At 70.4% G+C, this 12,003-nt stretch carries 11 protein-coding genes; 7 read left to right on the forward strand and 4 right to left on the reverse strand.

Annotated features, from left to right (window positions below; translation table 11 throughout):
• The first annotated feature begins 432 nt into the window (after nucleotides 1-432).
• Entirely contained in the window at nucleotides 433-693 is a 261-nt protein-coding gene (locus V6U90_RS21260) for a WhiB family transcriptional regulator (RefSeq protein ID WP_208817378.1), read from the forward strand.
• A gap of 272 nt (nucleotides 694-965) precedes the next feature.
• Here the strand turns inward: V6U90_RS21260 and V6U90_RS21265 are convergent, their stop codons facing one another.
• Nucleotides 966-1,415 (reverse strand): metallopeptidase family protein, encoded by a 450-nt coding sequence (locus tag V6U90_RS21265; RefSeq protein ID WP_208817377.1) that lies wholly within the window; start codon nucleotides 1,413-1,415, stop codon nucleotides 966-968.
• A 158-nt stretch (nucleotides 1,416-1,573) separates the two neighbouring features.
• On the opposite strand from V6U90_RS21265, the gene V6U90_RS21270 reads away from it, so the two are divergent.
• The gene (locus V6U90_RS21270; protein ID WP_334439396.1) at nucleotides 1,574-2,782 is read left to right on the forward strand and encodes an RNA-guided endonuclease InsQ/TnpB family protein; all 1,209 of its coding nucleotides are present in this window, start codon (nucleotides 1,574-1,576) and stop codon (nucleotides 2,780-2,782) included.
• Nucleotides 2,783-2,995: 213 nt separating this feature from the next.
• Entirely contained in the window at nucleotides 2,996-3,364 is a 369-nt protein-coding gene (locus V6U90_RS21275) for a DUF3499 domain-containing protein (RefSeq protein WP_334439399.1), read from the forward strand.
• A gap of 279 nt (nucleotides 3,365-3,643) precedes the next feature.
• Here the strand turns inward: V6U90_RS21275 and V6U90_RS21280 are convergent, their stop codons facing one another.
• Nucleotides 3,644-4,936: an NAD(P)/FAD-dependent oxidoreductase gene (locus V6U90_RS21280; protein ID WP_442933636.1), complete on the reverse strand. Its 1,293-nt coding sequence runs from the start codon at nucleotides 4,934-4,936 to the stop codon at nucleotides 3,644-3,646.
• Entirely contained in the window at nucleotides 4,921-6,267 is a 1,347-nt protein-coding gene (locus V6U90_RS21285; RefSeq protein WP_334439401.1) for an aspartate aminotransferase family protein, read from the reverse strand. The genes V6U90_RS21280 and V6U90_RS21285 overlap by 16 nt, the downstream gene beginning before the upstream one ends.
• 345 nt (nucleotides 6,268-6,612) lie before the next feature.
• Between V6U90_RS21285 and V6U90_RS21290 the strand changes: the two genes are divergently transcribed.
• A complete protein-coding gene (locus V6U90_RS21290; RefSeq protein ID WP_334439404.1) occupies nucleotides 6,613-7,848 on the forward strand; it encodes an RCC1 domain-containing protein in 1,236 nt (411 codons plus the stop codon).
• Nucleotides 7,849-7,895: 47 nt separating this feature from the next.
• Here the strand turns inward: V6U90_RS21290 and V6U90_RS21295 are convergent, their stop codons facing one another.
• The gene (locus V6U90_RS21295; RefSeq protein ID WP_334439406.1) at nucleotides 7,896-8,408 is read right to left on the reverse strand and encodes an Lrp/AsnC family transcriptional regulator; all 513 of its coding nucleotides are present in this window, start codon (nucleotides 8,406-8,408) and stop codon (nucleotides 7,896-7,898) included.
• A gap of 299 nt (nucleotides 8,409-8,707) precedes the next feature.
• Between V6U90_RS21295 and V6U90_RS21300 the strand changes: the two genes are divergently transcribed.
• Genes V6U90_RS21300 through V6U90_RS21310 form a run of 3 tightly spaced genes read left to right on the forward strand, consistent with a single transcriptional unit; the run spans nucleotide 8,708 to nucleotide 11,963 of the window.
• Nucleotides 8,708-9,901, forward strand: coding sequence for a polyamine ABC transporter substrate-binding protein (locus V6U90_RS21300; RefSeq protein WP_334439408.1), 1,194 nt, complete (start codon nucleotides 8,708-8,710; stop codon nucleotides 9,899-9,901).
• A gap of 5 nt (nucleotides 9,902-9,906) precedes the next feature.
• The gene (locus tag V6U90_RS21305) at nucleotides 9,907-11,064 is read left to right on the forward strand and encodes an ABC transporter ATP-binding protein (protein WP_334439411.1); all 1,158 of its coding nucleotides are present in this window, start codon (nucleotides 9,907-9,909) and stop codon (nucleotides 11,062-11,064) included.
• Nucleotides 11,061-11,963 carry an ABC transporter permease gene (locus V6U90_RS21310; protein ID WP_334439413.1) on the forward strand — a complete coding sequence of 301 codons (903 nt, stop codon included), beginning with the start codon at nucleotides 11,061-11,063 and terminating at the stop codon, nucleotides 11,961-11,963. Before V6U90_RS21305 ends, V6U90_RS21310 begins: the two co-directional genes overlap by 4 nt.
• Nucleotides 11,964-12,003 lie beyond the last annotated feature (40 nt).

Below are 12,003 nucleotides of genomic sequence, written 5' to 3' on the forward strand. Positions count from 1 at the left end.
GTGCGGTCCAACCGGGTGGCCGGCCAGGGACGTTCGTCTGCTCGTTGGGCGAGGTACGGGGGATCGGGTTAACCTGTCCGGGCCGGGGTTTCTGATCTTGATGGTGCGAGGTCCGGTGCCGGGTGCGGGGTCTTTCCATAACCCGCGCCACGCCGAATTCCGAGGCGACTCGCCGGTCGGGCGTTACCCAGGTGGGGTCTGAATCGATAGGGCAGGTTGCGGGGCCGGGTGGTTCAGAAGGGCCGTCCGGGCGCGTCGGAAGGGTGACTCCGTTTACCAGGTTCGGCTTGACGACGCACGCATTACACGCGTGTAATTTCAATGGGGTCGTTCGCCCGGAGCACATCAAATTGTCACCGGACGGACAAAACGCGCCTTCCGCGTGGGGGGTTGCAGCGGCGCGGACGCCGCTGCGCGATAAGGAGGCATCTGATGGACGGCCGACTTGAGGTGGCCGACCTGCTCGGAAACGCCCCGGAGTGGCAGGAGCGGGCGCTCTGCTCGCAGACCGACCCCGAGGCGTTCTTCCCCGAGAAGGGCGGCTCGACCCGCGAGGCGAAGCGGATCTGCTCGCGCTGCGAGGTCAAGGCCGAGTGTCTGGAGTACGCGCTCGGTCACGACGAACGGTTCGGAATCTGGGGTGGGCTCTCGGAGCGGGAGCGGCGCAAGCTGAAGCGGCGGGTCGTCGCCTGACGGGACCTCGGATACCTTGACGGGGCGGCCACCGAGAACTGACCGGGCCGATCAAGGAGACCTGACCGGGCTGGGGTGATCCGACAGGGCGGGTGGCGTACGGGGGCACGGGTAGGGCGGTGGGGGCCGCCCGGTCCCGTTTCCGGCTCTACCGACGGTGTTTCCGGTCGGTCGACGGCGTTCCCGTCTCCTGACGGTTCCGGTCCGCCCACCGGCCGTAGCCACATGACGGGCGAGCGCGCCGGAATACCGGGAGCCGGTCTGCCGGAATGTCAGGCCAGTTCGTCGGGATCGACCCCGAGCAGATTGGCCACCTGCTCGATGATCACGTCGTGGACGAGGTCGGCCAGATCCTCGCGGTCCATGGCCCGGAACTCCAGGGGGCGGCGGTACAGCACGATTCGGGGCGGCACCTCCTGCCGGCCCGGGCGCCCCGGCAGCAGCCGGGCGAGCGGCACCTCGCCGTCCTCCAGTACATCGGAGTCGTAGACGTTGAGGTCCGGCGGCACGTCCTCCACGGCGAACTCGACCCCGGCCAGTTCCTTGGCGAACCGTCGCTCCAGGGTCTCCACCGTGTCCAGCACCAGGTCGTCGAAGACCTCCGCCTTGGTGCGGGCCAGCGGCACGGTGGCCGGAACCAGCCGACCGCGCAGACCGCGGCCGTGCCGGTCCCGATGCCCACGGCGCCCCGGTGCCGGTCGGCGGTGTTCCGGACTTGTCATCAACGGATTCCTTCCGTGGATACTCCGGCCTTCAGGCCGGGGAGGAAACGGAACTCCTGCGGAGCAGAGCAGGGATGACCGATCCGCCGTCTGGGCGGATCGGCGTCTGCCCGCGTGTCACCGCAGGCGTCACCGGTCGGCTCGCTAGCCTGTGCACGGTGACCAGGGCGGTGAAGCGGGCCTACAAATACCGCTTCTACCCGATCCCGGAGCAGGCCGGCCTGCTGAACCGGACGTTCGGGTGTGTCCGCAAGGTCTACAACCTGGCCCTGCACGCTCGTATCGAGGCGTGGCAGCAGCGGCAGGAACGGATCACCTACCACGCCACCAGCGCGCTGCTGACCGCATGGAAGAAGACCGAGGAACTGGCGTTCCTCAACGAGGTGTCGTCGGTGCCGTTGCAGCAGACACTGCGACACCTCCAGACCGCGTTCGTCGCGTTCTGGGACAAGCGTGCCCGCTACCCGCGTTTCAAGAGCAGGAAACGGTCGCGGGCGTCGGCGGAGTTCACCTCCAGCGCGTTCCGCTACCGCAGCGGCCAACTCGTGCTGGCGAAGATGGCCGAGCCGTTGGACATCGTCTGGTCCAGGCCGCTTCCCGACGGGGTGACCCCGTCCACGGTGACCGTGTCCCGCGACAGCGCCGGGCGCTGGTTCGTGTCCCTGCTCTGCGCCGACACCATCACCCCCGCACCAGCCAGCAGGACCGCGGTCGGTATCGACGCCGGCCTGGACTCGCTGCTCACCCTGTCCACCGGGGAGAAGATCACCAACCCCCGCCACGTTCGCGCCGATCGCGCCCGCCTCGCCCGCGCCCAGCGGGAGCTGGCTCGTAAGGAGAAGGGTTCGGCGAACCGGGCCAAGGCCCGGGTGACCGTCGCCCGGATCCATGCCCGCATCGCCGACCGGCGGCGGGACCTGCTGCACAAGCTGACCACTCGACTCGTGCGTGAGACCCAAACGCTCGTGATCGAGGACCTGACCGTCCGCAACATGGTCAGAAACCACTGCCTCGCCAGGGCCATCTCCGATGCGGCCTGGCGACAGTTCCGCGATCTGCTGACGTACAAGTGCGCCTGGTACGGCCGGAACCTGGTCGTGATCGACCGCTGGTACCCGTCCTCCAAGATGTGCGCGACCTGCGGAGCCATAGCAGAGAGCATGCCGTTGAGCGTGCGGACGTGGACGTGCCGGTGCGGTGCCGTCCACGACCGGGACGTCAACGCGGCACGCAACATTCTGGCCGCCGGGCTGGCGGTGACGGCCTGTGGAGCCGGTGTAAGACCTCAACGGGACTCCTCCCGGACGGGGCAGTCGGTGACGAAGCAGGAAACCCCTGGGGCGACCCAGGGCATCCCCCGCCTCTAGTCGGGGGAGGATGTCAAGAGGCCCAGGGTATCCCCACCCGCTCGGCCTGCGCTTTTCCCCGGTCGGGCCACGCCGGACGGCAGGCTCCGGGTCGGCCCGCCCTTCGGTACGCCGATCCACGGCGATCGGGTCGGCCGAATTGTGATCACGGCTACGGGCGTGTCGCACCGCCAAGCGGTGCGGCGGAGCCGGTAATGGAGATACCCTGCGCCCGTGAGGTCAACGCGGCGCTGCTCCCGAAACGGCTGCCCCCGGCAAGCGGTCGCCACGCTGACCTATGTCTATAACGAGTCGACCGCGGTGGTCGGCCCGTTGGCGGCCTTCGCCGAGCCACACACCTACGACCTCTGCGAGCCGCACGCCCGTAGCCTGACCGCACCACGCGGCTGGGACGTCGTCCGGCACGAGGGGGAGTTCGAGCCGCCGCCGCCCACCACCGACGACCTGGTGGCGCTCGCCGAGGCGGTCCGGGAGGCGGCCCGCCCGGCGCCCCGGCCCCCGTCGGACGACGAGTCGCACCTGTCGTCCGGCCAGCAGACCGGGCGCCGTGGTCATCTCCGGGTCATCCCGCCCAACCACTGACCCTGCCCACCCGGGCTGACCCGTCCCACCCGGGGTGGCGCGGGCGGCAGCGCGCAGTTGCGCGCGGGCCGGGCTGAGGTGCGGGTCAGTGGCCGAGTAGGCGACCGAGGAACGCCGCGCGTCGCGCGGGTCGGCCGGTACGCTGCTCCACCGCGTCCGCCGAGGTCATCACCCGCAGCCCGGCGTTCACCCCGAGCCAACGCAACGGTTCCGGCTCCCAACGGGGCGAGCGGTGGCCGACCCAGGGCAGCGCGGTCAGTTCGCCCGGGGTACCCAGGATCAGGTCGGCGAGGGTGCGACCGGCGAGGTGGACGTGTCGACACCGTCCCCCACGTAGCCGCCCGCCCAGGCCAGGCCGGTGCTCCGGTCCAGGCCCACCGAGGCGGACCAGTCCCGGGGTACGCCCAGCGGTCCGCCCCAGGTGTGGCTGACCGGCAACTCAGGACCGAGCACCGGGAACAGGTCGGTCAGGGCGCGGGACAGCGCGGCGAAGACCCGGGGCTCCCGGTCGTACGACGGGTGCACCCGGGAGCCGAAGTGGTAGGGGGCGCCCCGACCGCCGAAGGCGAGCCGTCCGTCCCGGGTCCGTTGACCGTAGATGATCACGTGGCGGTGGTCGCTGAACGTCTGCCGCTCGGCCAGGCCGATCCGGTCCCAGGTCGCCTCGGGCAGCGGCTCGGTCGCCAGCATCAGCGAGTAGACCGGTACCAGCGCCCGGTGCTGGCCGGGCAGCGTCGGCGTGTACCCCTCGGTGGCCCGGACCACCACCGGGGCCCGGACGGTGCCGGTGCGGGTCACCGCGGCGCCGGCACGGATGGTGCTCACCGGGGTCTGCTCGTGGATCGTGACGCCGCGCCGCGCCACCGCTGCGGCGAGCCCCCGGACGAGTTTGGCCGGGTGCACCGCCGCACAGTGCGGGGTGTACGTACCGCCGAGCACCCCGGTGGCCGCACAGTGCCGGGCCGCCTCGGCGGCGCCCAGCAGGGTGAGGTCCTCCGGGCCGAAGCCGTACATCCGGGCCTCGGCGACCGCCGCCCGGGCCCGGTGTAGCTGGGCGGCGCTGCGGGCCAGCACCACCGTCCCACCGGCGGCCCAGTCGCAGTCGATGCCCTCGGCGGCGACCACCCGGCCCACCTCGGCGACGGTGGTGTGCATGGCGCGCTGCATGGCGACCGCCGCGTCCCGACCGTGCCGCCGGGCCAGGGCCGGCACCGAGGTCGGCAGCAGTGCCGAGCACCAGCCGCCGTTGCGACCGGAGGCGCCGAACCCGGCGATCTCCTTCTCCAGTACGACGATCCGCAGCGACGGCTCGGCCACGGCGAGGTAGTAGGCGGTCCAGAGCCCGGTGTAACCGGCACCGACGATCACCACGTCGGCGAGCCGGTCACCGGGCAACGCCGGCCGGGGTGTCAGATCGTCGTCGACTGTGGACAGCCAGTGGGAGAGCCGCCGGTACCGGCCCGGCGACCGGTCCCCGGCGACGGCCGACGCCCCGGTGCCGCCGGGGACCGGTGTTCCCGGCCCGTCGTCGGTGGCACCGTCCGGGGCCGGGCCGTTCAGAGCCGCTGCCATGCCTCGGTCAGTACGGCGCGCAGGATCTGCTCCATCTCGTCGAACTGCTGCTGCTCGGCGATCAGCGGCGGGGCGAGCTGCACCACCGGGTCGCCCCGGTCGTCGGCCCGGCAGTAGAGACCGGCCTGGAACAACGCGGTGGACAGGAAACCGCGCAGCAGCCGCTCCGACTCCGCCTCGTTGAAGGTCTCCCGGGTCGTCTTGTCCTTGACCAACTCGATGCCGTAGAAGTAGCCGTCGCCCCGGACATCGCCGACGATCGGCAGGTCGTGCAGCTTCTCCAGGGTCGATCGGAAGGTGTCCTCGTTGGCGCGGACGTGCCCGATCAGGTCCTCCCGGGCGAAGACCTCCAGGTTCGCCAGGGCCACCGCGCAGGAGACCGGGTGCCCGCCGAAGGTCACCCCGTGGGCGAACATGCCGGTCTCGGTGAGGAACGGCTCCATCAACCGGTCACTGGCGATCATCGCGCCGAGCGGGGCGTACCCGGAGGTGATGCCCTTGGCGGTGGTGATGATGTCCGGCTGGTACCCGTAGCGCTGGGCGCCGAAGTACTCGCCGAGCCGGCCCCAGGAGCAGATCACCTCGTCGGAGACGAGCAGCACGTCGTACGCGTCGCAGATCTCGCGGACCCGCTCGAAGTAGCCCGGCGGGGGCGGGAAGCAACCGCCGGAGTTCTGTACCGGCTCCAGGAAGACCGCGGCGACCGTGTCCGGGCCCTCCCGCTCGATGGCCCGACCGATCTCGTCGGCCGCCCACCGGCCGAACGCCTCTGGGGAGTCACCGTGCTCGGGGGCCCGGTAGAAATTGGTGTTCGGCACCTTGATCGCGCCGGGAACGAGCGGTTCGAAGTCGGTCTTGATGCCGGGCAGGCCGGTGATCGACAGCGCGCCCATCGAGGTGCCGTGGTACGCGATGTACCGGCTGACCACCTTGTGCTTCAACGGCTTGCCGACCCGCTTGAAGTAGGCGCGGGCCAGTTTCCAGGCCGCCTCCACCGCCTCCGAACCACCGGTGGTGAAGAAGACCCGGTTCAGGTCGCCGGGGGTCAGCGTGGCGATCCGCTCGGCCAACTCCACGGCGGTGGGGTGGGCGTACGACCAGAGCGGGAAGTAGGCCAGTTCGCCGGCCTGCTTGGCGGCTGCCTCGGCCAGCTCGGTGCGGCCGTGGCCGGCGTTGACCACGAAGAGTCCGGCCAGCCCGTCGAGGTAGCGGCGGCCCTGGGCGTCCCACACGTAGGCACCCTCACCGCGGACGATGGTCGGCACCTCGCCGGCGGCGTAGCTGGCCATCCGGGTGAAGTGCATCCAGAGGTGGTCGGTGGCGTTGGCCATGTCAGCCCCATCGGTCACGGGCCGGTCAACGAGGGGTGTGCACCGGCCGCTCTGCCCACGGTTATCGCACATCTGATCCGAGACGCGCAAGGGTTAACCGCACCAAAAGGCAATCATGGCCGCGAAATCGGTGGCTACCTGTGAGCTGGGCGACGGAATCCGCAACCCCTGTCCGGTGGCGTGGCGCCCGACGATGGCCGGTCGATGCCGGTCGCGACCCGTCCGGCGCCCTGGGTGATCGTTTCGTTGCTCAAGGTGTCGACGTCTGTCGATAATTGACTACTTTCAATTGAAGGGTGAGGGGGAGGTATGGCAGCGAGGAGCGGCCGGTGGCTGGGTCGTCGCTTGAGGTGGTTGCTGGCGGCGACCCTGGTGATGGTCGTGGGCGGCGGCGTCGGGCTGGCCGCACCGGTGGCTGGCGGTGGGTTGGGGCTGGCCGCAGCGGTGGCCGGCGGCGGCGTGGGGCTGGCCGCACCGGTGGCCGCACCGGTGGCCGGCGAGGTGGCCGGCGGCGGGGCCGGCGTGGCCGCCGGGTACCGGCAGTTGGTCGCCGGATCGCACTACAACTGCGTGATCCGGGTCGACGGCAGCCTGTGGTGCTGGGGTGACAACCAGTATGGACAGTTGGGGATCGGGGATACGGTCATTGATGCGCAGTATGTCCCGGTGCAGGTGGAACCTGGTGTGCGGTGGCGCAGTGTGCATGCCGGCGAGGGCGGGCACACCTGCGGGATCCGTACCGACGGCAGCCTGTGGTGCTGGGGCTACAACTGGGCGGGTCAGCTGGGCGACGGTACCCAGACCGGCCGGTCGTTCCCGGTACGGGTGGGAACCGGCTCGTGGACGGGTGTGGGGGTCGGCAGCATGCACACGTGTGCGATCCGCAGCGATGCGTCGTTGTGGTGCTGGGGTGACAACCGGTACGGGCAGCTCGGGGACGGCACGCTGACCAATCACCCGACGCCGGTGCAGATCGGTGCAGGTGCCTCGTGGGCCGAGGTGACGGGGGGTGGCGGCCACACCTGTGCGCGGCGTACCGACGGCACCCTCTGGTGCTGGGGTACCGGGGGGAGGACCGGTGACGGCACCGGTGAGCAACGCCTGACCCCGGTGCAGATCGGCGCGGGTCTCGGCTGGACGAAGGTGGCGGCGGCCTATGCGCACACCTGCGCCGTCCGCACCGACAGCACGCTCTGGTGCTGGGGCCACAACAACGGGGCGCTGGGTGACGGGACCTACGAGGCACGGTGGAGCCCGACCGCGGTGGCCGGTGGTGGTTCCTGGGCGACCGTCGACCCGGGCTACGCGCACACCTGCGCCCGGCGTACCGACGCCTCCGTCTGGTGCTGGGGTTCGAACCTCGCCGGTTCGGTTGGTGACGGCACCACCGCTATCCGCTACAGCCCGGTTCCGGTCGTCGGTGACCAGACCTGGGCGGATCTGGGTGCTGGTCAGGGCCACACCTGCGCCGTGCGCTCCGACTCGACCGTCTGGTGCTGGGGTGACAACGTCAGCGGCTCGCTCGGTCAGGGCCCGCTGGTGTACTGGCGGACCGTCCCGACCCGGGTCCTCACCCTCTGACGTCCTGCCGGACGCCGGTCCGGGGCCGCCCGGGCCGGCACCGGTCGTTACGCGGTGCCCCAGGTGTACGTCTGCTTGCGCAGTTTGAGATAGACGAACGCCTCCGTGGAGAGCACCCCCGGCACGCCGCGCAGCCGTTGCAGGATCTCCAGCAGGTGGTCGTCGTTGCGGCAGACCACCTCGGTGAGCAGGTCGAACGAGCCGGCCGTGATCACCACGTAGTCGACCTCGGGTAGTTCCGCCAGGCGGTCGGCGACCGCCTCCAGGTCGCCGTCGGTGCGTAGGCCGATCATCGCCTGCCGGGGGAAGCCGAGCTGCAACGGATCGGTCACCGCGACGATCTGCATCACCCCGGCGTCGAGCAGTCGCTGTACCCGCTGCCGGACCGCCGCCTCGGAGAGACCGACCGCCTTGCCGATGCTGGCGTACGGCCGCCGTCCGTCCTGCTGGAGCTGCTCGATGATCTGCTTCGCCACATCGTCGAGCAAGGCGTGGTTGGCACCTTCGCGGACGGTGACGCGCCGCCCGTTGGTGACGGTCTCCTGCTGCCGGTTGGTCATCGTCCGCTCCCCATGTCCGGTTCGTCGATGCTGAGGGTAAGGCCCGCCGTCGCCGACCCGGTCACCACCAGGGCCGATGCGCGCCCGGGGGCAGTCTGGCGCATTTCGTCGCGCAGGGCTATCTCCGCAACGGAATCCCTTGTAAGGCCGGGCAGGCCATGTCAGGATCGGTCGTCTAATCGCGATGACCTCCCGTCGGAGGCAGGGCTCAGTCGATCCGTGCCGCCGACGTCGCCCCCCAACCGCGCCACCGACGCCGCCGCCACCGGTCGTTGGCGCTGACCCCGAGGAGCCGTCACATGCGTACTCCCCTCCGGCCGTCGCACCCCCTCTCCCGGCGCGGCCTCCTCTCCGGCGCGCTCAGCTCGGCCGCCCTGCTGGCCGGCGGCGGCGTGCTCGCCGGTTGCGGCACCAAGGGCGCGCAGCAGACCGAGGCCGGTTGCGTGAGCGACGACCTGTCCGGCACGGAGAAGGTGCTCAACTTCTCCAACTGGCCGCAGTACATGGACGTCGACGAGAACGACGAATCGAAGCGGCCGACCCTGGACGCCTTCCAGAGCAGCACCGGCATCAAGGTCACCTACACCGAGGACATCAACGACAACAACGAGTTCTTCGGCAAGGTGCAGAACCAGCTCGCCGGCTGCCAGGCGACCGGCCGGGACATCATGGTGCTCACCGACTGGATGGCCGCCCGCATGGTCCGCCTCGGCTGGGCGCAGAAGCTCGACCCGGCCAAGATCCCAAACGTGCAGGCCAACCTGCTGCCGTCGCTGCGCAACCGGTCGTTCGACCCGGAGAACCGGATCGCCATCCCGTGGCAGTCCGGCCTCGCCGGCCTCGCCTACAACGGCAAGGCCACCAAGGAGATCCGTACCGTCGACGAACTGCTCACCCGCCCCGACCTCAAGGGCAAGGTGACCGCGCTCAGTGAGATGCGCGACACGATGGGCCTGCTGCTCCAGTCGAACGGGCACGACCCGTCGAACTTCACCGCGGCCCAGTTCGACGACGCCCTGGCCAAGCTGAAGCGGGCCGTCGACTCGGGCCAGATCCGCCGGTTCACCGGCAACGACTACGCCCCGGAACTCGCCAAGGGCGACATCGCCGCCTGCGTCGCCTGGTCCGGTGACGTCATCCAGCTCTCCGCCGAGGACGACAAGATCCAGTTCGTCACTCCCGAATCCGGCGTGATGCTCTACTCCGACAACATGCTGGTGCCGAACAAGGCCACCCACAAGGCCCACGCCGAGGCGCTGATGAACTACTACTTCGACCCGAAGGTGGCCGCGCAGCTCGCCGCGTACGTCAACTACATCTGCCCGGTGCAGGGTGCCAAGGCGGAGATGGAGAAGATCGACCCCGAGCTGGCCGGCAACCCGCTGATCTTCCCCGACGAGGCGATGCTGTCGAAGTCCAAGGTGTTCATGGCGCTCACCGAGGAGCAGGAGCGGTCGTACGAGTCGAAGTTCCAGCAGATAATCGGAGCGTGACCCGGATGGCGCAGAAGGAGCCCGTCGGCGACCTGCGACTGGTCGACGTCACCAAACGGTTCGGCATCTTCACCGCGGTCGACGAACTGAGCCTGACCGTGCCGCAGGGGACGTTCTTCGCCCTGCTCGGTGCGTCCGGCTGCGGCAAGACCACCACTCTGCGCATGATCGCCGGGCTGGAGGAGCCGACCAGCGGGCAGGTGTTCCTCGGGGAGCGGGACATCACCCGGCTGCGCCCGTACCGGCGGCCGGTCAACACGGTCTTCCAGAGCTACGCCCTCTTCCCGCACCTGGACATCGCCGAGAACGTCGCGTTCGGGCTGCGGCGGCGGGGCCTGCGCAACGTCGCCGGCCAGGTCGAGCAGATGCTCGCCCTGGTGCAGCTCGACGGGTACGGCCCGCGCCGACCGGCCCAGCTCTCCGGCGGTCAGCAGCAGCGGGTCGCGCTGGCCCGGGCCCTGATCAACCACCCGCAGGTGCTGCTGCTCGACGAACCGCTCGGCGCGCTCGACCTGAAACTGCGCCGGCAGATGCAGATCGAACTCAAGCGCATCCAGACCGAGGTCGGCATCACCTTCGTGCACGTCACGCACGACCAGGAGGAGGCCATGACGATGGCCGACACCGTGGCGGTGATGAACGCGGGCCGGATCGAGCAGCTCGGTGCCCCGGCCGAGCTGTACGACTTTCCGGCCACCGCCTTCGTGGCCAACTTCCTCGGCCAGTCCAACCTGCTGGCCGGCGACGCCGCCGGTACCAGCGCCGGTGACGTCCCGGTCCAGGTGCACGGCGCCCGGTTCACCGTGCCCGCCGACCGGGCCCGGGCCGTCCGGGGTCCGGTCCACCTCGGGGTACGCCCCGAGAAACTGCACCTGGTCGCCTCGGTCGAGGCGGTACCCGCCGGCAGCCAGCACCTCACCGGGATCGTCACCGACGCCTCCTACACCGGGGTCAGCACCCAGTACCTGATCCGTACCGACTGGGGCACCGAACTGACCGTCTTCGCGGCCAACAGCGGCGGCTCGACCCCGCTGCCGGTGGGCACCCAGGTCGTCGCGCACTGGCGGGCGGAGCACGCCTTCCTGCTGCCCCGCGAACCCGGCGAGTCGGACCGCACCACCGGACTGGTCGACGAGCCCGCTGCGGTCGGAGCACCGACGTGACCCTGCTCGCCCGGGTACCGGCGAACCCGGCACCGCCCGCCCCGCCCCGGCGGGGCCGGTACCCGCTGCTGCCGTACCTGCTCCTGCTGCCCGGCGCGGCCTGGCTGCTGGTCTTCTTCGGACTGCCGTTGGTGCAGCTCGCCGCGACGAGCCTCTACGACCCGGCCGGCTCGCTCGCCACCGGGTACGCGATGACCTGGGCGGTGGACAACTACCCGGCCGCGTTGCAGGCGTACTGGCCGCAGTTCTCCCGCTCGTTCCTCTACGCCGGCATCGCCACCGTGCTCGCGGTGCTGATGGGCTACCCGCTGGCGTACGCCATCGCGCAGAAGGCCGGCCGGTGGAAGAACCTGCTGCTGGTCTGCGTGATCGCGCCGATGTTCACCAGTTTCCTGGTGCGCACCCTGGCCTGGAAGACCATCCTGTCGGACAACGGCTGGCTGGTCGGGCTGCTGCGGGACGTGCACCTGCTCGACGCCGACGGCCGGCTGCTCGCCACCCCGGTCGCGGTGGTGCTCGGCCTGACCTACAACTTCCTGCCGTTCCTGGTGCTGCCGCTCTACGCCAGCCTGGAACGGCTGGACTACCGGCTGCTGGAGGCCGCCAGCGACCTCTACGCCAGCCCGGTCAGCGCGTTCCGCCGGATCACCCTGCCGCTGTCCATGCCCGGCCTGATCGCCGGCACGCTGCTCTTCTTCATCCCGGCCAGCGGCGACTACATCAACGCCGAACTGCTCGGCACCCCCAACGAGTACATGATCGGCAACGTCATCGACTCGGCGTTCCTGGTCCGCCTGGACTACCCGCAGGGCGCGGCGCTGTCCTTCCTGCTGATGGCGGCGGTACTCGCGGTGGTCTTCGTCTACCTGCGCCGGGCCGGCACCGAGGAGGTCCTCTAGGTGAGCGCGAGGAGTGCAGCGGAGCGGAGCCCCGCAGTCG

The organism is Micromonospora sp. CPCC 206060 (genome assembly GCF_036906895.1).
Classification (GTDB): Bacteria; Actinomycetota; Actinomycetes; order Mycobacteriales; family Micromonosporaceae; genus Micromonospora.